Source organism: Arthrobacter sp. SLBN-112 (assembly GCF_006715225.1).
In the GTDB taxonomy this organism is placed as follows: domain Bacteria; phylum Actinomycetota; class Actinomycetes; order Actinomycetales; family Micrococcaceae; genus Arthrobacter.
The window spans coordinates 2,347,376-2,369,901 of the sequence record NZ_VFMU01000001.1; the positions used below are offsets into that span (position 1 = coordinate 2,347,376).

The window sequence follows — 22,526 nt, forward strand, 5'->3', positions numbered from 1 at the left end:
TCGTCAAGTCTTTAACGCAATTGCCGGGTAACGATGTGGTCTAGGACTTCCGAATCCCGGCGTGCTGGAACACCAGGGCGGCTGCCCCGAGGGCCTCTGCGCGGTCTCCCAGGGAGGACATGGTGAGGGTTGTGGTCTCACCAATAACCGGCACCGCATGGCGGATTAATCCCCTCCGGATAGGGTCCAGCAGGATGTCCCCAAGGCCTGCCAGCGGCCCGCCTACAACGATCACCTCAGGATTGATCAGGTTGGCCACATTGCCCAGCGCGCGGCCTACCGCCAATCCTGCGTCGTCCACCACGCGGAGGGTGGCAGAGTCCCTGTTGAGGGCCTTGCGGACAATGTCCGCGGGTGTCAGGGGAGGGTCCTCGCCCCGGCTGAGGAGCTCAATCATGGTGGTGGTGGACGCTATGGTTTCAAGGCATCCGCGGTTGCCGCAGCGGCACACCAGCCCCTGCTCGTGGATGGTGGCATGGCCGATTTCGCCGGTGATCCCCACGTTGCCGTAGTAGGGCGAACCGTTGAGGATCAAGCCGGCGCCGATGCCGGATCCAATTTTCAGGAACAGCAAGTTGCTGACCCCCGAATGCTGCCCCCAAGTCACTTCTGACCAGGCCCCGAGATTGGCGTCGTTGTCAACAAAGACGGGGATTCTCAAGGTTTCCTCAAGATGCTGAAGGATGTTGATGCCTACCCATTCGGGAAGGATCGCGCCCTGGGCCACCGTCCCGGTCCGGCGGTCAATGGGGCCGGGAATGCCGACGCCGGCGCCCACCACCGAGGTGCGTTCCACCCCGCTTTCCCGGAGCAGTTTCTCCAATAGGTCCACCGCCGCCTGGATACCTTCCTCCGCTTGGTGGCCCAAGGGGAGGAGAACCGATTCTTCGGCAATGACGTGGTAGCTGAGCGACGCCAGCACCACCCGCAGGTGCCGCCGCCCGAAGTCGATTCCCACTGCTACCGCGCCGTTGCTGTTCAGCCGTACGTTCAGTGCCCGGCGGCCGGAGCTGGTAATGGGTTCGGTGGACGCCAGGCCCGAATCCAGCATGATCTTGACGATGTTCGAGACAGTGGCCGTGGAGAGCCCTGTCTGCCGGGCGAGCTCCGCCTGCGTGGACGGGCCGCCCATAAGTGCCTCAATGATCCGCTGCTGGTTCAGCTGCCGCAGGGCGGATTGTGAACCGGGGTTCTTGGGCTTGCTCCTCGTTGAGCGCGTGGTTGCGGACATGCTAAGAAGATTGCCCTATCGCTGCTCTTGTAGTCAAGAAGTTAACGCAAGGCCTCGCGGATGTGCGGCGAACCGTCGGCCAAATCGCCGCTCCACCGTTTCCGTGCATTACGTCCCGGGTCGGTCCCGGCCGGGTCCAAACGACCCGTCGTCCTTTCCATGCGGCTGGCTAGGCTGGACCATGAGATCAGTCCGGCCCTTCCACCTTTTGTGTGGACGGGGATACAGAAGGTGGTAACGATGCTGCTGTCCGTCCTGCAGGCGAACGCTGTGGTCCTGGACGTCGAGGCCAATCTTCGGACCATTGAGGACGCAGCCATAGGGGCCGCGGATGCGGGCGCCCACCTGCTCCTGACACCGGAACTGTTCCCCGTGGGCTACGCCCCGCTGCGGGTACGGGACGAGCTGGACCCTGCAAGCCTTCCCGCCATCCGCGAACGGCTGGCCGACATTGCGCGCCGGAACCGCATTGCACTTGTCTATAGCCTGCCCGCCGAAGCGGCTGGTGACGGCCGCGTTGACGTGGAGGCCGCCGGCACCCGAAGGTGGCACATATCAGCAACCCTGGTGGATGCCACCGGCACCGAGCTGCTGAGGTACGCCAAGGTGCACCTCTTCGGCGATGAGGAACGCAAGGCGTTCGTGGCAGCCTCGCAACCTCCCGCCGTCGTGGATTTCAACGGCGTCCGCACCTCATTGCTGATCTGCTACGACATCGAGTTCCCCGAGGCCGCCCGGGCAGCAGCCGGCCGCGGCGCGGAACTGCTCCTGGTCCCCACGGCACTGTCCGCCGGTTACGAGGCCGTACCCCAGGTGCTCATCCGCGCCCGGGCCCTGGAAAGCCAGCTGAATGTGGCATATGCCAACCACTGTGGCTCCGAGGACGCCTACACCTTCGGCGGCGGCAGTGTGGTGGCAGGGCCCGACGGCGGACTCCTCGCCGAAGCAGGCGACGCTCCGGCACTGCTTTTCGCCGAGGTGGGACCGGACGCCGTCCGCGCAGCCAGAAACGACGTGCCGTACCTGCGGGAGCGGCGGCCGGAACTGTACCGAGAATGGGAGGCCGGCCTGGCCCGGGAAACAGGCCAGCCCGGGGATAGTACCCCCTAGCCGCCGCTGCCCACCGTCCCGCCCGGTTAGCCCGCCCCGCCGGTCAACCCATCGGTGTACTGCAGCGCGATCCATAACTCCGCCCGGACCTGTGCCTGATTCAGGTCCATCTGGAGCAGCTCGGCAAGGACCCCGATTTGCCGCCGCACGCTGTTGCGGTGGAGCCCCAGCAGCTTGGCCGAACCATCCCAGCTGCCGTTTTCGCCAAGCCAGCCGCGGAGGACGGCCAGCAGCGGATCGCGCCGGTCCGGTTCAAGTGCCAGGACCGGATGCAGGAGCCGTTCGGCCAGCAGGGTCCCGGCCTCTCGGCCAAGCAGGCCGGTGACCGACCAGGAGACCTCGCCGGCCCGGATGCTTTGTCCGCTTCTCTGCACCCGGCTTCGCAGGGAGGTGGCGCGCTGGTATGCGGCGGGAAGGCCGGCCAACTCGGTGGGTTCGCCAATCACCAGGCGCCACCCGAGCTTCTCGACGTCGGCAAGCAGCGCATCGTCCACCTTGAGCCGGGTCACTGCCGCGAACCCGTAGTCCGTGATCTCCACCAGCTTCGTATCGAACATCCGCCGCCACTGCAGCAGTTCCCTCACGGGACTCTCTCCCGCCGGCCACTCCGGCGCCTCCACCTTGACGCCCTGGAGCACGCGGACGGGCGCGGACCGGGTGGAGGACAGGCTTTGGGCGAGCAGGTCCTTGAGTCCGTTGAGGTGCTTGGTGTCACCGCCCGTGAGGCTTTCGGGATGCAGCAGGACCGCGGTGGCCAGCTGGCTGGGAGCCAGGGAGCCGCTGGTCCGCTGCCGGACCAGCAGTTCCAGCAACCCGACGGCGGACTGGACCATGTTGTTCTGTGCCGGGGTCAGCGGAACGTCGGAGCCCAGGATCAGGGCACCGAGGTTGGCGTCCCTGGTGCTCCGCAGCGGGTGGCCCACCACCAGCGCGGAACCGGGCTGGTCAAAGCCGTCCATTTCCACGCGGGGGCCGCGGCCGGACAGAAGCCGTTCCAGCATGGGTTCCAGCAGGGAAAGTTCGACGGCGGTGCTGCCGCCGGCACTGGTGCCGCGCGCCCGCACCCGGCCGTCCGCTCCCACCATCACGGCCCAAACGGGCACGCGCTGGACCAGTGCTGCGAGCAGTTCGTGTTCCGGTTTGGGGGAGAGGACGGCGCGCATGAGTTGCCTGTTGGTCTCTGCCAGCTGCCGGAAGACTTTGGCGTTGTCGGTCTCCAGGAGTTGGGAGAACTGCAGGCCGATCGCCGCGAAGGGGAGCGACTCCGGCACCTCGAACAAGGTGAGGTTGTGCCGCCGGCATGCGTCGAGGACCACATCCGGGACGGCGTCGAAGTAGGGCCTGATCCCGAAGCCCAGGGCGGCGACCTTGGCGTCGACCAGCCGCCGGACATAGGCGTCAACGCTCCCGGCTGATCCGCCGTCGCCAAGGAAGGGAAGGCCGGCGGTGAGCAGGAATTCGCCCTCCGGAAGGTAGGGCGTGGGGTCCTCCAGCTCGCTGGGCTCCACCCACCGCAGCAGCCGGCCGCCGCTGCCGCCGTCGTGAAGCATTTTCAACACCGGCGGCAGCTGGTCAAGGAACTGCTGGAGGGTGACGAAGCTCAGCCGTCCGGACGTGGCGGGCTCAGCCGGCATGGTTTGATATATCCGCCCGGCCGCGTCTTTTGCGCGCTCCGGCCTCATGGAAGCCCTGTGCATTAAGTCTCATGGTGGATCACTATAAGTCATTTTGCACCGCCCTGAGAGTTGGCTCACATGCCAACCTTGGGGAGGGGAAACCGACAACTACTCTGAAGGGACGTCAACGGTGACCGTGCCTGTGACCACCGAAAAAACCATTGCGCCCAGTGTCGGGCGGCCCGGCCTCCGGGCCCAGCTGCTGCGCCGCAAACCGATCGGCCAGATGGTCAGCGAAACCGGAAGCAGCGAGGGCGGGACCGGGCTGGTGCGCAGCTTCGGCGTCCTCCACCTGACCATGATCAGCGTCGGCGCCACCTTGGGAACCGGCATCCTGGTGATCCTTGGCGAGTCGGTTCCGCTGGCCGGCCCGGCCATCTGGATCTCGTTCGTCATTGCCGGCCTGGCCGCGCTGCTCTCCGCAGTGTCGTACGCCGAAATGGCAGGCCTTGTTCCCGTCGCGGGCTCGAGCTACTCCTACTCCTACGCGACGATGGGGGAGGGCATGGCATGGATCTGCGGGTGGTGCCTTGTCCTGGAGTACGCCGTCTCGGTCGCCGCGGTTGCCGTGGGCGCCGGCCAGTATGTCAACGAGACGCTGGCGGTGTTCGGCCAGGTGCTCCCTGATGCCATGTCGCAGCCTCCCGGGGACGGGGGAATGGTGAACCTTCCAGCGATGGCCATCGTGGTGCTGGCCACGATCCTGCTGGTCCGCGGTGCCCGTGAAAGCGCCTGGATCAACACGGCAATCGTCATCGTAAAAATAGGCATCCTGCTGTTCTTCTGCGCCGTTGCCTTTACCGCCTTCGACGCCGGAAACTTCGAACCGCTCCTGCCCATGGGCGCCGCAGGGGTCTCCGCCGCCGCCTCCCGGGTGTTCTTCTCCTACATCGGCTTTGACGCTGCATCCACCGCGGGTGAAGAGGCCAAAAACCCCAAGCGCGATCTTCCCCGCGCCATCCTGCTGTCCATGGTGATTGTCACCAGCATCTACGTCCTCGTGGCCGTCGCCGCCATTGGCGCCCGGCCCTGGGGCTGGTTCGACGGCACCGAGGCCGCCCTGGTCCAGATCCTGGAGGAAACAACCCACCAGCCATGGATCGCACTGGTCTTTTCCGTCGGGGCTGTCCTGGCCATCGCCAGCATCGTGCTCACGGTCCTGTATGGCCAGACCCGCATCCTGCTCTCGATGTCCAGGGACGGCCTGGTGCCCAGGGTCTTCGGCCGCGTCTCCGCCCGGACCGGCACCCCGGCAGCAGGAACCCTGATCGTTGGCACCGCCGTCGCACTTACCGCGGGGCTGGTCCCGCTCGGTGCCCTCGCCGACGCCACCAGCATTGGAACCCTGTTTGCCTTTGCGCTGGTCAACGTCGCCGTCATCTACCTGCGGCGCAACCGCCCGGACCTGAAGCGCAGCTTCCGGGTGCCGCTGTACCCCATGACTCCCGTGCTGGGCACGCTGATGTGCGCCTACCTGATGGCGAACCTTGGCGCCGATACCTGGGTTGTCTTTGGCGCCTGGATGCTCGTGGGAATCGCCGTCTACTTCGGCTATGGACGCCGGAACTCGAAGGTAGCGGCTCTCAGCGAGTCCGACTACCGTGAACTGACCGCAAAGGCCCCGAGCCAGGAACCTGTGAAAGCAGAACTATCATGACCACCGCTACCGAACTGCCGGCCTTCGACCCCTCCAGCACTTCCGCGGCTCCTACCGATGCCGCCGGACGGGTCATCGACCGGCACCCGGCCCCCATCACCATGCTGAACCCCGACTTCCCGTTCAGCTACGACCACTACCTGGCCCACCCGGCTGGCCTGGGCTCCGTCCCGCCGGAGCTCTACGGTACGGAAGTGGCCGTTATCGGCGCCGGCGTCTCCGGCCTGGTGACCGCCTATGAATTGATGAAGCTCGGGCTGCGGCCCGTGGTCTACGAAGCGGACCAAATCGGCGGCCGGCTCCGCACCGCCGCCTTCCCCGCGGCCCCCGGAGTGGTGGCGGACCTGGGCGGCATGCGCTTCCCGGTGTCGGGCAAGGCCTTCTACCACTATGTGGACCTGCTGGGCCTGGAGACCCAGGACTTCCCCAACCCGCTTGCCGAGGCCACCTCCAGCACCGTGATCGAGCTAGCCGGCAGGAAGCACTACGCGGAGAAGCCGGGGGACCTGCCGCCGTTCTTCCGGGAGGTGGCCGACGCCTGGAAGGCCGCGGTCAATGACGGTGCCAAATTCGTGGAAATGCAGGAGGCCATCCGCGCCCGGGACATGGCCCGCATCAAGGACCTCTGGAACGAACTGCTCCCGCTCATGGACGAGCAGACCTTCTACGGCTTCATCGCCGCCAGCGAGTCCTTTAAGAAGGCAGGGTTCGCCCACCGGGAGGCCTTTGGCCAGGTGGGGTTCGGCACCGGCGGCTGGGACACCGACTTTCCCAACTCCATCCTGGAAATCCTGCGCGTGGTCTACACCGACGCGGACGACCAGCACCGCTTCATCCGGGGTGGAGCGCAGCGGCTGCCCGAGGCACTCTGGCAGCACGCGCCGTCGGACATGGTGCACTGGCCGGCCGGCACGTCCCTTTCCTCGCTGCACTCCGGCTCGCCCCGCGGAGCCGTGGGAAGAATCAACCGCGACCCGGACGGGAACCTGCGGATCCGCGAACGCTGGGGCCGTGAGGCCAGCTACCCGGCCGTGGTGGCCACCTGCCAGTCCTGGCTGCTGTCCACCCGGATCCACACGGAGGAGGCACTGTTCCCGGCAGAGCTGTGGACCGCGATGGAGAAATCGCACTATATGCAGTCCTCCAAGACGTTCGTCATGGTGGACCGGCCGTTCTGGAAGGACATCGACCCGGACACCGGCAATGAGGTCCTGTCCATGACGCTGACGGACAGGCTGAACCGGGCCACGTACCTGCTGGACAACGGCCCGGACCAGCCCGCCGTCATCCTGCTCTCCTACACCTGGAACGACGACGCGCTGAAGTGGCTGGCGCTGGACGCGGACGAACGCGTGGAACTGATGCTGCACTCGCTGGAGCAGATCTACCCCGGTGTGGACATCGCCGGCCACATCGTGGGTCAGCCCATCACCGTGTCCTGGGAGGCGGACCCCAACTTCATGGGTGCCTTCAAGGCCAACCTGCCCGGGCACTACCGCTACCAGCAGCGGCTGTTCACGCACTTCAAGCAGGACAGGCTTCCGGACTCCCAGCGCGGCATCTTCCTGGCCGGCGACGACGTCTCCTTCACCGCCGGCTGGGCCGAAGGTGCGGTCACCACGGGGCTGAATGCCGTGTGGGGCGTCGTGAAGCACCTGGGCGGGTCGGCCGCGCCGGGCAACCCGGGCCCGGGCGACCTGCTGGACGAGTTCGGCCCGGTCAGCCTGGACTAACTGTGCATATCGCGGTGCTTCGCCGCGAGCTCCACGTACCGGGTGGCGTTGGCGCGGACGCCGTCGAACTCTTCATCCGTGAGTTCTCGGCGCACCTTGGCGGGCACGCCCGCCACGAGTGACCGGGGCGGAACCACCGTTCCTTCGAGCACGACGGCGCCGGCCGCCACCAGCGAGCCGGCGCCGATCACCGCGCCGTTGAGGACCGTGGCGCCCATGCCGATCAGGCAGTCGTCCTCCACAGTGCAGCCGTGCACGACGGCGGCGTGCCCCACACTGACCCGTTCGCCCACCGTGCAGGGGAAGCCAGGGTCGGCATGCAGCACCACGTTGTCCTGCAGGTTACTGCCGGCACCCACGGTGATGGCCGCGGTATCGGCGCGGACGGAGACGCCGTAGAAGGCGCTGGAATCCGGGCCCAGGGTGGCATTGCCGATGATCGACGCCGACGGAGCGACGAACGCTGAGTCATGGACAGCCGGGGAGTTTCCGGCAAAAGGGTACAGAGGAGCCATGGGTTCACCCTAAGCCACCCCTGCACCCAACTAAGTAGCAGCAGATGCCGTTTTGGGGCCCCAAAACGGCATCTACTGCTACCTAGTTGAAGACCACGGTCCGGTTGCCGTCCAGGAGTACCCGGTGCTCGGCGTGCCACTGCACGGCCTGGACCAGGGTGCGGCCCTCGACATCGCGGCCCATCTGCACGAACTGCTCAGGGGTGCGGGCGTGGTCCACCCGAATGACTTCCTGCTCGATGATGGGCCCCTCATCCAGGGCGGCCGTCACGTAGTGTGCCGTGGCACCGATCAGCTTGACGCCACGGGCGTGGGCCTGGTGGTACGGCTTGGCGCCCTTGAAGGACGGCAGGAATGAGTGGTGGATGTTGATGGCCTTGCCGGTCAGCTCGGTGCAGAGTTCGTCGGAGAGGATCTGCATGTAGCGGGCCAGGACGGTCAGTTCGATGTCGTGCTCGGCGATGATGGCCCGCAGCTTGTCCTCCGCCTGGACCTTGGTGTCCCTGGTCACCGGGATGTAGTGGAACGGGATGCCGTAGAACTCGGCCAGACCGGCGAGGTCCTGGTGGTTGGACACGATGGCGGGAATCTCGATGGGAAGCGTGCCGGAGCGCTGCTGGAACAACAGGTCGTTCAGGCAGTGGGCCGAGGTGCTGGCCATCACCAGGGTGCGGACCTTGTCGCCGACAGTATTAAGGTTCCACTGCATCGAGAAGGCCTCCGCCACCGGCTCCAGCGCGGCACGCAGTTCGGACTTGGCAGCCGCCGTGGTTACCTCAACCCGCATGAAGAAGTTTCCGGTTGAAGGGCTGCCGTACTGCTGCGAATCCGTGATGTTGCAGCCTGCCGCCAGCAGTGCCCCGGCCACCGCGTGGACGATTCCGGGACGGTCCGGGCAGGACAGGGTTACAACGTACGCTTGGTTCAGCTGCTCTTCATTCACGCGTAATAGCCTACCCGCGCTGCGGGCGCTGGTTTTGGTAGGCTGGGATGGTCGCAACTGGCGTTGGGTGGCTAACCACCAGGGAGCGGCAATCACGAAGACCACGGATCGTACGCCTGGGCCGAGGGTCATGTCTTGCCGGAATTGGGGCTGCACCTGCGCCAGCAGATCAGAGCCCTGGCCGCACTTTCACGTCTCGTCATATGGGGGTGTGAAGTTGCGTAAGCCGGTAGCCTGACCTAAGCAGTGCCCGTATCCCTAGCCAGGAGTTCTTCGTGACTACTACAGCCACCTCAACAACCGCCGTCAGCAATCAGCCGCTGGCTGAGCTTGACCCCGAAATCGCCGCCGTCCTGGACCAGGAGCTCGGCCGCCAGCGGGGCACGCTGGAAATGATCGCCTCCGAGAACTTTGCACCCCGCGCCGTGATGGAGGCCCAGGGCTCCGTCCTCACCAACAAGTACGCCGAGGGCTACCCGGGCCGCCGCTACTACGGCGGCTGCGAATATGTTGACGTTGCCGAGCAGTTGGCCATCGACAGGGTCAAGGCCCTTTTTGGCGCCGAATACGCCAACGTCCAGCCGCACTCGGGCGCACAGGCCAACGCTGCAGCGCTTTCCGCGATGATCACCCCGGGCGACAAGATCCTGGGCCTGTCCCTGGCCCACGGCGGGCACCTCACCCACGGCATGAAGCTGAACTTCTCGGGCAAGCTGTACCAGGTCGCCGCGTACCAGGTCGAGGAAGGCAACTTCCGCATCGACATGGACAAGCTCCGCGAGCAGGCCATTGCCGAGAAGCCTCAGGTGATCATCGCCGGCTGGTCCGCCTACCCGCGCCACCTGGACTTCGCGGCCTTCCGCTCCATCGCCGATGAAGTGGGCGCCCTGCTCTGGACCGACATGGCACACTTCGCCGGCCTGGTGGCCGCCGGACTGCACCCGAGCCCGGTGCCGCACTCCGACGTCGTTACCTCCACCGTGCACAAGACCCTGGCCGGTCCCCGCTCGGGTGTGATCCTGGCCAAGGAGCAGTGGGCCAAGAAGCTGAACTCCAACGTCTTCCCGGGCCAGCAGGGCGGGCCGCTGATGCACGTCATCGCCGCCAAGGCCGTGGCCTTCAAGATCGCCGGCACCCAGGAATTCAAGGAGCGCCAGGAGCGCGTCCTCGAAGGTGCCCGGATCATCGCCGACCGCCTCAACCAGGCCGACGTATCAGAAGCCGGCGTCTCCGTCCTCACGGGCGGCACGGACGTCCACCTGGTGCTGGTGGACCTGCGGAACTCGCAGCTGGACGGCCAGCAGGCAGAAGACCTGCTGCACTCGGTGGGCATCACGGTCAACCGCAACGCCGTCCCGTTCGACCCCCGCCCGCCGATGGTCACCTCCGGCCTGCGCATCGGCACCCCGGCCCTGGCCACCCGCGGTTTCGGTGCTGCCGAATTCACCGAGGTTGCCGAGATCATCGCCACCGCCCTCAAGGCCGGCAACAGCACCGACGTCGAGGCCCTGCAGGCACGCGTGGACAAGCTGGCAGCCGACTTCCCGCTCTACCCGCAGCACGAGCAGTGGTGATCCCATGACTGAAACCACCACCGCACAGATCCTTGACGGCAAGGCTACCGCCGCCGCCATCAAGGCGGAGCTGAGCGAACGCGTCGCTGCACTCAAAGCCCGGGGCGTCACTCCCGGCATCGCCACCGTACTGGTGGGCGCGGACCCTGCCTCGCAGCTGTACGTTTCCATGAAGCACAAGCAGTCTGAGCAGATCGGGATGAACTCCATCCAGCGCGAGCTCCCGGCTGATGCCACCCAGGAGCAGGTGGAGGCCCTCATTGATGAACTCAATGCGGACCCGGCCTGCCACGGCTACATCGTGCAGTTGCCGCTGCCCAAGCACCTGGACCAGGACGCCATCCTGGAGCGCATCGATCCCGCGAAGGATGCCGACGGCCTGCACCCGACCAACCTTGGCCGGCTCGTGTTGAACGTCAACAACAAGATCGACACGCCGCTGCCGTGCACGCCCCGCGGGGTCATCGAGCTCCTGGAGCGGAACGGCTACAGCCTGGCAGGCAAGCACGTTGTGGTGGTGGGGCGCGGCGTCACCATCGGCCGCTCGATCGGCCTGCTGCTCACGCGGCGGGACGTGAACGCCACCGTGACCCTGACGCACACCGGCACGAAGAACCTGTCGGAGCTGTTGCGGCAGGCGGACGTCATTGTGGGTGCCGCCGGTGTGAAGCACATCGTCAAGGCCTCGGACGTGAAGCCCGGCGCGGCGTTGCTGGATGTCGGGGTTACCCGCGAGACCGATCCGGAGACGGGCAAGAGCCGCGTCTACGGCGACATCGATCCCGCCGCGGCCGACGTCGCCGGCTGGATTTCGCCGAACCCCGGCGGCGTGGGTCCCATGACCGTGGCGCTGCTGATGACCAACGTCGTGGAGGCCGCGGAACGCGCGGCAGCCCACGCGGGCTAGTCCCGGCATTTAGCGCCCGACGGCGGTACGGCACCTTTCGCATGGAAGGCGCCGTGCCGCCGTCGTCCGTTTAAAAAGGAAACTGCAAGCACACTTCCAGATGCGTCCCGCCTCCACTAGTCTGCTCAGGTGCACAACCACGCCCTGACCCCCTCCGGGACGCTGACCGCAGGCCCGCAGTCCGGCCCCGTCATCTCCGCCGAGAACCTGACCAAGACCTATGGTGACGCGGCGGCTGTGGACGGGATCTCCTTCACCGTGCCCGCAGGGGAGTCCTTCGGGCTGCTGGGACCCAACGGAGCGGGCAAATCCACCACCATGAAGATGATCGGCGGCGTGACCCGCCGGACCGCCGGGCGGCTCAGCATCATGGGACTGGACCCGGACACGCACGGGCCCGAGGTGCGCGCCCACCTGGGCGTGGTGCCGCAGCAGGACAACCTGGATGAGGAACTGCGCGTCCGCGACAACCTCCTGGTTTACGGCCGCTACTTCGGCCTGCCCATGAGCTACCTGAGGCCGAAAGCGGACGAACTGCTGGAGTTCGCCCAGCTGACGGACAAAGCCAAGTCCAAAGTGGACGCACTCTCCGGCGGCATGAAGCGCCGGCTCACCATCGCCCGCTCCCTGATCAACGAGCCGCGGATCCTGCTCCTGGACGAGCCCACCACCGGACTGGATCCGCAGGCCAGGCACATCCTGTGGGACCGCCTGTTCCGGCTCAAGGAGCAGGGCGTCACCCTGATCCTCACCACCCACTACATGGATGAGGCCGAGCAGCTCTGTGACCGGCTGGTCGTGGTGGACAAGGGCCGGATCATGGCGGAGGGTTCGCCCGCGCAGCTGATCCGGCAACATTCCACCCGGGAGGTGGTGGAGCTGCGTTTCGGTTCGGAGCGGAACGCCACCATCGGGGCCCAGCTGGAAGGGATCGGGGAGCGTCTTGAGGTGCTGCCGGACCGGGTGCTTGTCTACGCGCACGACGGCGAGTCAGCCCTTGAGCAGGTAGCGGCCCGCGGCCTGAGGCCGCTGACATCACTGGTCCGCAGGTCGTCGCTGGAGGACGTGTTCCTTCGGCTCACCGGCAGGAGCCTCGTTGACTGAGGACACGTTGGCGGCCGGGGCCACCCGTGCCCACAGCCCTGCCGTCGCGGCTGCGAAGGCGCGGCGCTGGGGCGCCTTCTACTATGCCGAGCAGGTGCTGCGGGTGATGAAGGGCTATACCTGGTCCATCCTCATGTACAGCGTGGGCCAGCCGGTGGCCTACCTCTTCGCCATGGGCGTGGGCCTGGCCACCCTGGTGGATACCGGCAACACGGCGTTCGGCGGGGTGTCCTACCTGGTCTTCATCGCCCCTGCGCTGCTGGTGTCGGCCGCCGTGATGACTGCAGCCAACGAGTTCACGTTTCCGGTGATGGCCGGATTCAAGTGGCGCCGGACGTACTTCGGGCCGCACGCCTCGCCGCTCACCCCGGGACAGATCGCCGCCGGGCACATCATGGCCGTGACTCTGCGCCTGGTCCTGCAGTCAGCCCTGTACTTTGCCGCGGTGGCACTGTTTGGGGCCTCGCCCTCAGGCTGGGGCTGGGCCGGGATCCTGGTGGCCACCCTGACGGGACTGGCCTTCGGGCTGCCCCTGATGGCGTACTCCGCCTCGATCACGGAGGACAAGGGCCAGTTCGCGCTGGTGATGCGGTTCATCGTGATGCCGCTCTTCCTGTTTTCCGGGACATTCTTTCCGCTGGACAACCTGCCGCCGGCCGTCCGCTGGGTGGGGTGGGTCTCGCCCATCTGGCATGGCACGGAACTGGGCCGGGTGCTCAGCTTCGGATACGGGGAACCGGGCCTGCTCATGGTCCTGCACGTTGCCGTCCTGACGGGGATGGCAGCCATTGGCTGGGTCCTGACGCGGCGCCGGTTTGCCTTGAGGATGGGCCAGTGAGCGCCGCCACCGAACAGGCCCGCAACCGCACGTTCGGGCCCCTGTATTCGCACAATGCCAGGGCGGTCATTGCCCGCGGCCTGATGGCCACACGGAGCAGCAACTGGCTGGTGATGGTGTCCGGGTTCTTCGAACCGGTGCTCTTCCTCATTTCCATGGGGGTGGGACTGGGCGGCATCGTGGGGGACATCCAGGGGCCGGACGGAACCACCATCAGCTATGCGGCCTACATCGCACCGGCACTGCTGGCCGTCTCCGCGATGAACGGCGCAGTCTATGACTCCACTTGGAACGTGTTCTTCAAGATGAACTTCGCCAAGCTCTACCAGGGGATGCTGTACACGTCGCTGGGTCCGCTGGATGTGGCGCTGGGCGAGATCTTCCTGGCCCTGCTGCGGGGGATGCTCTACGCCACCGGCTTCACGGCGGTCATGGGCGTCATGGGACTGATCACCACGCCGTGGGCGGTGTTGATGATTCCTGCGTCGGTATTGATCGCTTTTGGTTTCGCCAGCCTGGGCATGGGCATCACCAGTTTCCTCAAGACCTTCCAGCAGATGGACTGGATCAACTTCATCCTGCTGCCCATGTTCCTCTTCAGCGCCACGTTCTACCCGCTCAGCGTCTACCCGCAGCCCATCCAGTGGTTCATCCAGGCCATGCCGCTCTGGCACGGCGTGGAACTGCTGCGGCAGATCAGCGTCGGCAGCTTTACGGCGGCCACCCCGGTGCATGTTGGCTACTACCTGGTGATGACCGCCGCCGGCATGCTGCTGACCACCCTGCGCCTGCGGAGCCTGTTCCTGAAGTAGCCCTGTTCGCCCGGGGTGGAAGGCGGCGGGAGCAGGGTCCGTCGTTTGAGACAATAGCTGCATGCGAACTTTGGGCAGCTCCTCGTCATCCGCCAAACCCGTCCGGGGCGGCTTTTCGATGTTCCGGATCAGCGGGCCGGGCCTGATGGTCCTGGTGACGGCATTCATCGTTGCCGTCATCTTCGCGGCGAACCAGAACGACGTCGTAGGCTGGGTTGTCGCCATCATCGCCGCCTTCTGGTTGGCGCTGGCTGCGTTCGTGGTCTTCAGCATCCAGCGTGCCGCCAAGAAGGCGGGCGCCAAGCTGTCCGAGGCCCAGAGCGCCTTCAACACGGCGACCGGCCGGGCGCCGGCGCGCCAATCCGCCGACCACGGCGGCACCCGGGTGGTGTACGAGCGTTCCGAGGCCGACGAGGTGCGGGACCTGAAGCTGGACCACTCCTTCAAGATCGTCCAGGTGCAGGTCCGCGTGGTGGAGGAGGAGCGCGCCAAGGGCGCCGCCGCCAACCAGGACACCATCAACCGAGCCCTTGAGACCATCGAGATCACAGCCACCAACGCCAGGGACATGATCAAGTCCGCCGGCGGCAGCGGGGAGCCGGTGACCGGAACCATCATCGACTAGAGTGGAGCGGGTGAGCTCGGCATTGAAGAAGGACCACCTTCGCATCGCATCCGTTAACGTAAACGGCCTCCGGGCTGCCTACAAGAACGGCATGGCGGCCTGGCTGGAGCCGCGCGAAGTGGACATCCTCTGCCTGCAGGAAGTCCGCGCACCTGATGCCATCGTCCGGCAGCTGCTGGGGGAGGGCTGGCATATCCTGCACGCCGAGGCCGAAGCGAAAGGCCGTTCCGGCGTTGCCATAGCCTCCCGGGAAGAGCCGCTGGACACCAGGAACGGCATCGGGGACGACTACTTCTCCACCGCCGGACGCTGGGTCGAAGCAGATTTCCGCGTCCGCGACACCGCAGGAAATCCGGTGCAGCTCACGGTTGCCAGCGCCTACGTGCACTCCGGTGAAGTAGGGACTCCCAAGCAGGACGACAAATTCCGTTTCCTGGACGTGATGAGCACCCGCCTGCCCGAGCTGACCAAGCACAGCGACCATGCATTGGTGGTGGGAGACCTGAATGTTGCCCACACGCCACGGGACATCAGGAACTCCAAGGGCAACCTGAAGAAGGCCGGGCACCTGCCGGAAGAACGTGCCTACTTCGACCGGTTCTTTGGCGAGGAGATCGGCTGGCACGACGTCCACCGGAACCTTGCCGGCGATATCGACGGGCCGTACACGTGGTGGTCCTGGCGCGGCAAGGCATTCGACAATGACACAGGCTGGCGCATCGACTACCACCTCGCCACTCCCGAACTGGCGGCATCCGCCATTTCGGCAGTCGTGGACCGTGCAGCCTCCTGGGATACCCGCTTCTCCGATCACGCCCCGCTGGTAGTGGACTACCAGCTCTAAGCCCGAAAGTTTTTCCATGACCAGCCAGACTTCCCCCACTGCCAAGAAGCGCATTCTTTCCGGCGCCAAGCCCACCGCCGATTCCCTGCACCTGGGCAACTACATCGGTGCCGTGCGCAACTGGGTGGACATGCAGGCGGAGTACGACGCCGTCTTCTTCATCCCGGACCTGCACGCCATCACGGTGGACTTCGACCCCGCCGAACTGGCCAAGCGGACCCGCATCGTGGCTGCACAGTACATCGCTGCAGGCATCGACCCGGACAAGAGCATCTTCTTCGTCCAGTCCCATGTCCCCGAGCACGCGCAGCTGGCCTGGGCGCTGAACTGCATCACCGGGTTTGGCGAGGCCTCCCGGATGACCCAGTTCAAGGACAAGACCCAGAAATCCGGCGCGGACTCCGCCACGCTGGGTCTTTTCGCCTATCCCACGCTCATGGCCGCGGACATCCTCCTCTACCAGAGCGATCTCGTGCCTGTTGGCGAGGACCAGCGGCAGCACCTGGAACTCACGCGGAACCTGGCGCAGCGTTTCAACACCCGGTTTGGCCACACGTTCACGGTTCCTGAGGCCACGATCGTCAAGGAAAGCGCCAAGATCTACGACCTCCAGAACCCCAGCGCCAAGATGTCCAAGACGGGGGAGTCCCCCAACGGTGCCATCCAGCTGCTGGAGGATCCCAAGATCGCGGCCAAGCGGATCAAATCGGCAGTGACCGACGCCGGCACGGACATCCGCTTCGACCCCGAGGAAAAGCCCGGGGTGTCCAACCTGCTGACCATCTACTCGTCCCTCACCGGCAAGTCGGTGGCGGATCTTGAAGCTGAGTACCAAGGCAAGATGTACGGCCACCTCAAGGTCGACCTCGCCGAAGTGGTGGTGGACTTCGTTACCCCGCTCCGCAACCGGACCAATGAGCTGATGGCCGATCCCGCCGAGCTTGACCGGTTGTTGGCCCTGGGCGCGGAACGGGCCCGCGAGATTGCCTCCGTAACCCTTGGCCAGGTGTACCAGCGGATGGGCTTCCTGCCGTCCCTCAGCCTCGCAGGTGTCCGCTAGCGCCATGTCTTCGGGAAACGTCACCGCCAGGGGAGGTGCCTGCTCTGCCGGCCAGGTGGAGCCGACCCGGGCCGACCGCTTCGAAGACAAGTCGGGCCGGAGCGCGGCCACGGACCGTGAGGTTGCGGGTAGCGACGAAATCAGCGTTGGCGTCATTCTTGGTTTCCCAGCCGAGATCGCCGAGGAACTGCAGCGCTGGCGGGCGTCCTTTGGCGACCCCCTGGCGGACGTGGTCCCGGCGCACATCACGCTGGTCACCACCACCCCCACCCAGGACTGGGAAGCAACCCGCCGCCACGTCCGCGAGGTTGCGCGCTGCCAGAGTCCCTTCATGGTGACCATCGCCGGGACCGGAACCTTCCGCCCGGTCTCTCCGGTGGTCTTCATTAACGTGGAGGATGGGTTCGATGAGTGCGTGGACCTGCACCGCAGGCTCCAGCAGGGCCCGCTCCGCCGCGAACTGCCCTTTGCCTACCATCCGCACGTCACCATTGCCCACGACGTCGCCCCGGAAAGCCTGGATGAGGCCGAAACGGTGCTGAAGAGCTACAGGGCGACCTTCCCCGTGGTTAGCATGGGACTCTACGAGCATGATGCGGACGGCATCTGGCAGCTACGGGAAGAGCTGGACTTTGGGACCGAAACTGACAACCACGCCGGCACCCGCTTCACGGACGCTGCCGCGGACTCCGCAACCGAAGGCGGCTGACCAGCAGCCGCTGCCCACTGAACACGCCCAGCTGAAATTGGCGGTCATCCAGAAAAGGATGGAATGGGGCAAAGTCAGGAGATCCGGGGGCGGGCTGTTGCCGAGTCTGATGGCGGCGATCCAGTGGCTGCAGGCCAAGCTCAACACCCTCCGTCCCATGCGGGCGTTCCAGCACTACAACCTCCAGCACGGCCCCTTGCTGAGCGCCGGCATTGGGTTCCGGATGTTCTTCTCCATCACAGGCCTCCTGACTACCGGCTTCTCGGTTGCCGGGCTTGTCCTCAGAAGCCAGCCGGCCCTGCTGGACACCATTATTGCCACGGTGGCGCAAAGTGCCCCGGGGCTCCTCAAGGCCGGTAACGGGGAAGGACTGGTGGACCCGAAAGACCTCCTGAACCCGGACGGCCTCGGCTGGACCGCGGCGATTGCTGCCGTGGTCACCGTCATCACGTCGCTGGGCTGGATCAACGGCATCAGGGACGGCCTGCGCGGCGTGCTGCGGATGCCTCCGCCCGTGGTTAATCCCATCCTGATGAAGCTGCGCGACGCCGGAACCCTCCTGCTGCTGGGCGTGGCCCTGGTGATCAGCGCCGGAGCTTCACTGGTGTTCGGAACGCTGGCCGGGTGGGTAGCGGACTTTCTGAACCTCACCGATGCCGTGGCCGGGCCCCTGACGACGTCGGTCAAGATCGTTGTTCCGTTGGTCCTGAACTGGGTTACTGCGCTGATCATGTTCCGGCTGGCCGCCGGGCTCAAGCTGTCCCGCCGGGCACTGATTGAAGGTACTGTCCTGGCCGCCGTGGGCACCACCATTCTGCAGATCTTCAGCACCGAACTCCTTGGCGGTGCCAGCCGCAACCCCATCCTGGCGCCGTTTGCCATCATCATCGGCCTGCTCATCTGGTTCAACCTGGTCAGCCAGGTCTACCTTGTCTCCGCGGGCTGGGTTGCGGTCCGCGAGGCGGACCTGGAGGCGGACGGCGTCCCGCGCAAGACGATCCTGGGCGCACGGCGGACAACACCGCAAACCTGAGGGGCCGGCATGCCCGCCCAGGGCAGGCGCTAAAGGCCCGGGCTGCCGCGTCAGGCAGGTCCGGCCGCGTCGAGGTACTGGTCGGCCCAGGCGGCGATGATCCGTGCCGCCCGGGCGGCCTGGCCCTTACCTGTCAGGAGGTGGTCGCTTCCCTCAAGGGAGACGAAGTTCCGCGGATGCCGGGCCGTCTGGAAGATGGTGCTGGCATTCTCGATCCCCACGGTGTTGTCGGTGGGGGAGTGCAGCACCATCAACGGCTTGTGCAGCTGTTTGATGCAGTCCGTCAGGTCAGCGTTCTCCAGGTCCTCCACGAAGTGGCGGCGGATCTCCACCCGCTTGCCGCCCAGGTCCACCTCAGCGCTACCCTCGCTCAGGATCCTGTCCAGGGCCGCATCGAAAACATGGGCCACATGCTTGGGGGAGAAGGGGGCTCCCACGGTGGCAACGGCGTCGAGCTCGGGAATGTCCCGGGCTGCTGCCAGGACCGCCGCGCCGCCGAAGGAGTGGCCCACCAGCAGGGAGATCTCCTTCCCTTCGCTGCGCATGAACTCCGCGGCCTTCACGGTATCCGCCACCTTGTGGCTGAACGAGCCGGCGGACCATTCCCCGGCCGAGCCGCCCAGGCCCAGGTTGTCGAAGCGCAACATCCCGATGCCGCTGTCCGCCAGGGCCTTGCACATCCGGGATGCGGAGGGGCTGTCCTTCCCCAGCGTGAAACCGTGCGAAAAGACGCCCCAGCCCTTGATCGGGCCCTCCGGGACGTCAATGATGCCGGACAGCACCTCACCGGTGGAACCGGCGAAGGCCACTTTCTCGGAGCGGGACAAGGGGAACCCCTTTCTAGGTACAGCTTGCTCCATCACTTTTGGTTCCCAAAGCGGGCGTTTAGGGACCAAAACTGATGGAGCATCTGGCTGGGTTAGCGCTGAAACGACGACGGCGCCGCCACCACACGTGGTGAGCGACGCCGTCGGCCGTTATTTCTATTGGTGAACGTGCCTAGATCTTGCGGGCCAGGATGGCCTGCTTGACCTCCGCGATGGCCTGCGTGACCTGGATGCCGCGGGGGCATGCCTCGGAGCAGTTGAAGGTGGTGCGGCAGCGCCACACACCTTCCTTGTCGTTCAGGATCTCCAGGCGCATGTCACCGGCATCATCACGGGAATCGAAGATGAAGCGGTGTGCGTTGACGATTGCGGCAGGGCCGAAGTACTGCCCGTCCGTCCAGAACACGGGGCAGGAGGACGTGCACGCGGCGCACAGGATGCACTTGGTGGTGTCGTCAAAACGCTCACGGTCCTCAGCGGACTGCAGGCGTTCCCGGGTGGGCTCGTGGCCCTTGTTGATCAGGAAGGGCATGACCTCGCGGTACGACTGGAAGAAGGGTTCCATGTCCACGATAAGGTCCTTCTCCACCGGCAGGCCCTTGATGGGTTCCACCGTGATGGGCTTGGACGTGTCCAGGTCCTTCAGCAGGGTCTTGCAGGCAAGGCGGTTGCGGCCGTTGATGCGCATGGCGTCCGAGCCGCACACACCGTGGGCGCAGGAGCGCCGGAAGGACAGCGTGCCGTCCGTCTCCCACTTGACCTTGTGCAGGGCATCCAGGACGCGGTCCGTGCCATACATGGTCAGGTGGAAGTCATCCCAGGTGGCTTCCTCGGAAACCTCCGGGTTGTACCGGCGGACGCGCAGGTGGACGTCGAACGTGGGGATTTCCCCGCCCCCGCCAACGCCGGCAGGAAGTTCAACCTTTGAGGCTGGCTCAGCGATTTCAGCGGTCATCTTAGTACTTCCTCACCATCGGCTCGTAGCGGGTAAAGACAACCGGCTTCGTGGCCAGGCGGATGCCGGCGATTGATTCCGCCGATCCGTCAGCCGGCGCATGGTCATCCTTGTACGCCATGGAGTGCTTCATGAATTTCTCGTCGTCACGCTCGGGGAAGTCCTCGCGGAAGTGCCCGCCACGCGATTCCTCGCGGTGCAGGGCGGCCACGGTCATGACCTTGGCCAGTTCCAGCAGGAAGCCGAGTTCAACGGCTTCGAGCAGGTCCAGGTTGAACCGCTTGCCCTTGTCCTGGACGTTGATGCGCTTGTACCGCTCCTCGAAGGATGCGATGTCGCGCAGCACCTGGTTAAGGGTCTCGGCCGTACGGAACACCTGCATGTTGGCGTCCATCGTGTCCTGCAGCTCCTTGCGGATCTGCGCCACCTTTTCGTCGCCGGTGCCGTTGCGGGCAATGTCCAGCAGTTCGGTGGTGTAGGCCAGCGGGTTCTCCGGCAGCTCCACGAACTGGGCGGTCTTGGCGTATTCGGCCGCGGCGATGCCGGCCCGCTTGCCGAACACGTTGATGTCCAGCAGCGAGTTGGTGCCCAGGCGGTTGGAGCCGTGGACGGACACGCAGGCAACCTCACCGGCGGCGTAGAGCCCCGGGACCACGGTGTCGTTGTCCTGGAGGACCTCGGTGGTGATGTTGGTAGGGATGCCGCCCATGGCGTAGTGCGCGGTGGGGAACACGGGCACCGGCTCGGTGTACGGCTCCACACCCAGGTAGGTGCGGGCGAACTCGGTGATGTCCGGCAGCTTCGCGTCGATATGCGCCGGCTCCAGGTGGGTGAGGTCCAGGAGGACGTAGTCCTTGTTCGGACCGCAGCCGCGGCCTTCACGGACCTCGTTGGCCATGGAGCGGGCCACGATGTCACGGGGCGCCAGGTCCTTGATGGTGGGGGCGTAGCGCTCCATGAACCGCTCACCCTCGGAGTTGCGCAGGATGGCACCTTCACCGCGGGCGGCCTCGGACAGCAGGATGCCCAGGCCGGCCAGGCCTGTCGGGTGGAACTGGAAGAACTCCATGTCCTCCAGGGGGATGCCGCGGCGGAAGGCGATGCCCATTCCGTCACCGGTGAGGGTGTGGGCATTGGACGTGGTTTTGAAGACCTTGCCGGCGCCGCCGGAGGCGAACACCACCGACTTGGCCTGGAACACATGCAGTTCACCGGAGGCGAGGTCGTAGGACACGACGCCGGCGACGCGCTTCTGCTTGTACGGCGTGCCGTCCTCGCGGACTGCGTCCTCTTCAACGGTCAGCAGGTCAAGGACGTAGTACTCGTTGTAGAACTCAACGTTGTGCTTGACGCAGTTCTGGTACAGGGTCTGCAGGATCATGTGGCCGGTGCGGTCGGCGGCGTAGCATGCGCGGCGGACCGGTGCCTTGCCGTGGTCGCGGGTGTGGCCGCCGAAACGGCGCTGGTCAATGCGGCCTTCGGGCGTGCGGTTGAAGGGCAGGCCCATCTTTTCCAGGTCCAGCACGGCGTCGATGGCTTCCTTGGCCATGACTTCGGCGGCGTCCTGGTCAACCAGGTAGTCGCCGCCCTTGACGGTGTCGAACGTGTGCCATTCCCAGTTGTCTTCCTCGACATTGGCAAGGGCTGCACACATGCCACCCTGTGCCGCACCCGTGTGCGAGCGGGTGGGGTAGAGCTTGGTCAGTACTGCTGTGCGCGCACGCTGACCGGATTCGATCGCGGCGCGCATGCCAGCGCCACCGGCACCGACGATGACGACGTCGTACTTATGGACCTGCATACCAGACGCTCTTTCTCTCAAAATTCGCTATGAAACAACGGGGCGGCTTTGCCTGCTCCGCAAAACAGGGCCCGCGGAAAAGCCCGCGGGCCCGGGGTTGTGCCAGTGCTAGGCAGGGCAGAAGCCACCAGGAAGGGCAACACCGTTCACCACGGGGCACGGGTTGAAGGTGAAGATCACCAGCGTGCCCAGGAGGATGATGACGACGGCGGCCGCGTACAGGACGGTCTTCAGCCACCGGCGGGTGGACGTCTTCTCGGCGTAGTCATTGATGATGGTCCGCACGCCGTTGGTGCCATGCAGCATGGCCAGCCAGAGCATGGCGAGGTCCCAGAACTGCCAGAACGGGTCCGCCCACTTGCCGGCGACAAAACCGAAGTCGATGGCGTGGATGCCCTCGCCCACCATGAGGTTCACGAACAGGTGGCCGAAAATGAGGACCACCAGCACCACGCCGGAGAGGCGCATGAACAGCCAGGCGATCATCTCGAAGTTGCCCCGGGAGCCGCCGCTGCGGCGGTACTGGGGGGCGATCCGCCCGCTGCGGGGGCTCTCGATCGTTGCAGTCATGG

Annotated in this window: 21 protein-coding genes and 1 riboswitch; of the genes, 13 read left to right on the forward strand and 8 right to left on the reverse strand. The window is 65.8% G+C overall.

Annotated elements, in window-relative coordinates; all coding sequences use genetic code 11:
* Positions 1 to 40: 40 nt before the first annotated feature.
* Positions 41 to 1,231, reverse strand: coding sequence for an ROK family transcriptional regulator (locus FBY33_RS10955; protein WP_142030587.1), 1,191 nt, complete (start codon positions 1,229 to 1,231; stop codon positions 41 to 43).
* A 240-nt stretch (positions 1,232 to 1,471) separates the two neighbouring features.
* Here FBY33_RS10955 and FBY33_RS10960 point away from each other — a divergent pair, with 240 nt between their 5' ends.
* Complete coding sequence (locus FBY33_RS10960) at positions 1,472 to 2,341, forward strand: nitrilase-related carbon-nitrogen hydrolase (protein WP_142030588.1); 870 nt, start codon at positions 1,472 to 1,474, stop codon at positions 2,339 to 2,341.
* A 26-nt stretch (positions 2,342 to 2,367) separates the two neighbouring features.
* On the opposite strand, the gene FBY33_RS10965 is transcribed toward FBY33_RS10960, so the two are convergent.
* Positions 2,368 to 3,975: a PucR family transcriptional regulator gene (locus tag FBY33_RS10965; RefSeq protein ID WP_142030589.1), complete on the reverse strand. Its 1,608-nt coding sequence runs from the start codon at positions 3,973 to 3,975 to the stop codon at positions 2,368 to 2,370.
* A gap of 268 nt (positions 3,976 to 4,243) precedes the next feature.
* Here FBY33_RS10965 and FBY33_RS10970 point away from each other — a divergent pair, with 268 nt between their 5' ends.
* Both FBY33_RS10970 and FBY33_RS10975 read left to right on the forward strand, forming a co-directional pair.
* Positions 4,244 to 5,674, forward strand: a complete 1,431-nt coding sequence (locus tag FBY33_RS10970) for an amino acid permease (RefSeq protein ID WP_235010646.1) — start codon at positions 4,244 to 4,246, stop codon at positions 5,672 to 5,674.
* Positions 5,671 to 7,407 (forward strand): flavin monoamine oxidase family protein, encoded by a 1,737-nt coding sequence (locus tag FBY33_RS10975; RefSeq protein WP_200831364.1) that lies wholly within the window; start codon positions 5,671 to 5,673, stop codon positions 7,405 to 7,407. The genes FBY33_RS10970 and FBY33_RS10975 overlap by 4 nt, the downstream gene beginning before the upstream one ends.
* Here the strand turns inward: FBY33_RS10975 and FBY33_RS10980 are convergent.
* Both FBY33_RS10980 and purU read right to left on the reverse strand, forming a co-directional pair.
* On the reverse strand, positions 7,404 to 7,922 hold the full coding sequence (locus FBY33_RS10980; protein ID WP_142030591.1) for a gamma carbonic anhydrase family protein: 519 nt from the start codon (positions 7,920 to 7,922) through the stop codon (positions 7,404 to 7,406). The two genes, FBY33_RS10975 and FBY33_RS10980, sit on opposite strands and share 4 nt — an antisense overlap.
* 82 nt (positions 7,923 to 8,004) lie before the next feature.
* Positions 8,005 to 8,865, reverse strand: coding sequence for a formyltetrahydrofolate deformylase (gene purU / locus FBY33_RS10985; protein ID WP_142030592.1), 861 nt, complete (start codon positions 8,863 to 8,865; stop codon positions 8,005 to 8,007).
* 43 nt (positions 8,866 to 8,908) lie between these two features.
* Positions 8,909 to 8,994: riboswitch (ZMP/ZTP riboswitch) on the forward strand.
* 146 nt (positions 8,995 to 9,140) lie between these two features.
* Between purU and glyA the strand changes: the two genes are divergently transcribed.
* The 10 genes from glyA (at position 9,141) to FBY33_RS11035 (ending at position 18,371) form a co-directional block, all read left to right on the forward strand.
* On the forward strand, positions 9,141 to 10,439 hold the full coding sequence (gene glyA, locus FBY33_RS10990) for a serine hydroxymethyltransferase (RefSeq protein ID WP_142030593.1): 1,299 nt from the start codon (positions 9,141 to 9,143) through the stop codon (positions 10,437 to 10,439).
* A gap of 4 nt (positions 10,440 to 10,443) precedes the next feature.
* Positions 10,444 to 11,346, forward strand: a complete 903-nt coding sequence (locus FBY33_RS10995; protein ID WP_142030594.1) for a bifunctional methylenetetrahydrofolate dehydrogenase/methenyltetrahydrofolate cyclohydrolase — start codon at positions 10,444 to 10,446, stop codon at positions 11,344 to 11,346.
* Positions 11,347 to 11,475: 129 nt separating this feature from the next.
* The gene (locus FBY33_RS11000) at positions 11,476 to 12,450 is read left to right on the forward strand and encodes an ABC transporter ATP-binding protein (protein WP_142030595.1); all 975 of its coding nucleotides are present in this window, start codon (positions 11,476 to 11,478) and stop codon (positions 12,448 to 12,450) included.
* Positions 12,443 to 13,288: an ABC transporter permease gene (locus tag FBY33_RS11005; RefSeq protein WP_142030596.1), complete on the forward strand. Its 846-nt coding sequence runs from the start codon at positions 12,443 to 12,445 to the stop codon at positions 13,286 to 13,288. The genes FBY33_RS11000 and FBY33_RS11005 overlap by 8 nt, the downstream gene beginning before the upstream one ends.
* Positions 13,285 to 14,100 carry an ABC transporter permease gene (locus FBY33_RS11010; protein ID WP_142030597.1) on the forward strand — a complete coding sequence of 272 codons (816 nt, stop codon included), beginning with the start codon at positions 13,285 to 13,287 and terminating at the stop codon, positions 14,098 to 14,100. The genes FBY33_RS11005 and FBY33_RS11010 overlap by 4 nt, the downstream gene beginning before the upstream one ends.
* 61 nt (positions 14,101 to 14,161) lie before the next feature.
* Positions 14,162 to 14,725, forward strand: coding sequence for a hypothetical protein (locus tag FBY33_RS11015; protein WP_142030598.1), 564 nt, complete (start codon positions 14,162 to 14,164; stop codon positions 14,723 to 14,725).
* A gap of 10 nt (positions 14,726 to 14,735) precedes the next feature.
* Positions 14,736 to 15,569, forward strand: coding sequence for an exodeoxyribonuclease III (locus FBY33_RS11020; RefSeq protein WP_142030599.1), 834 nt, complete (start codon positions 14,736 to 14,738; stop codon positions 15,567 to 15,569).
* Positions 15,570 to 15,585: 16 nt separating this feature from the next.
* Positions 15,586 to 16,629 carry a tryptophan--tRNA ligase gene (gene trpS, locus FBY33_RS11025; protein WP_142030600.1) on the forward strand — a complete coding sequence of 348 codons (1,044 nt, stop codon included), beginning with the start codon at positions 15,586 to 15,588 and terminating at the stop codon, positions 16,627 to 16,629.
* A gap of 4 nt (positions 16,630 to 16,633) precedes the next feature.
* Complete coding sequence (locus tag FBY33_RS11030; RefSeq protein WP_142030601.1) at positions 16,634 to 17,338, forward strand: 2'-5' RNA ligase family protein; 705 nt, start codon at positions 16,634 to 16,636, stop codon at positions 17,336 to 17,338.
* 109 nt (positions 17,339 to 17,447) lie between these two features.
* Positions 17,448 to 18,371, forward strand: coding sequence for a YihY/virulence factor BrkB family protein (locus FBY33_RS11035; RefSeq protein WP_235010541.1), 924 nt, complete (start codon positions 17,448 to 17,450; stop codon positions 18,369 to 18,371).
* 50 nt (positions 18,372 to 18,421) lie between these two features.
* On the opposite strand, the gene FBY33_RS11040 is transcribed toward FBY33_RS11035, so the two are convergent.
* From FBY33_RS11040 to FBY33_RS11055, 4 genes are all read right to left on the reverse strand, one after another.
* Complete coding sequence (locus tag FBY33_RS11040; RefSeq protein WP_142030603.1) at positions 18,422 to 19,198, reverse strand: alpha/beta hydrolase; 777 nt, start codon at positions 19,196 to 19,198, stop codon at positions 18,422 to 18,424.
* A 172-nt stretch (positions 19,199 to 19,370) separates the two neighbouring features.
* A complete protein-coding gene (locus tag FBY33_RS11045; protein WP_018761929.1) occupies positions 19,371 to 20,153 on the reverse strand; it encodes a succinate dehydrogenase iron-sulfur subunit in 783 nt (260 codons plus the stop codon).
* Position 20,154: 1 nt separating this feature from the next.
* Positions 20,155 to 21,954, reverse strand: a complete 1,800-nt coding sequence (gene sdhA / locus FBY33_RS11050; protein WP_142030604.1) for a succinate dehydrogenase flavoprotein subunit — start codon at positions 21,952 to 21,954, stop codon at positions 20,155 to 20,157.
* Positions 21,955 to 22,062: 108 nt separating this feature from the next.
* Positions 22,063 to 22,524 (reverse strand): succinate dehydrogenase hydrophobic membrane anchor subunit, encoded by a 462-nt coding sequence (locus FBY33_RS11055; RefSeq protein WP_142030605.1) that lies wholly within the window; start codon positions 22,522 to 22,524, stop codon positions 22,063 to 22,065.
* Between the last annotated feature and the right edge of the window lie 2 nt (positions 22,525 to 22,526).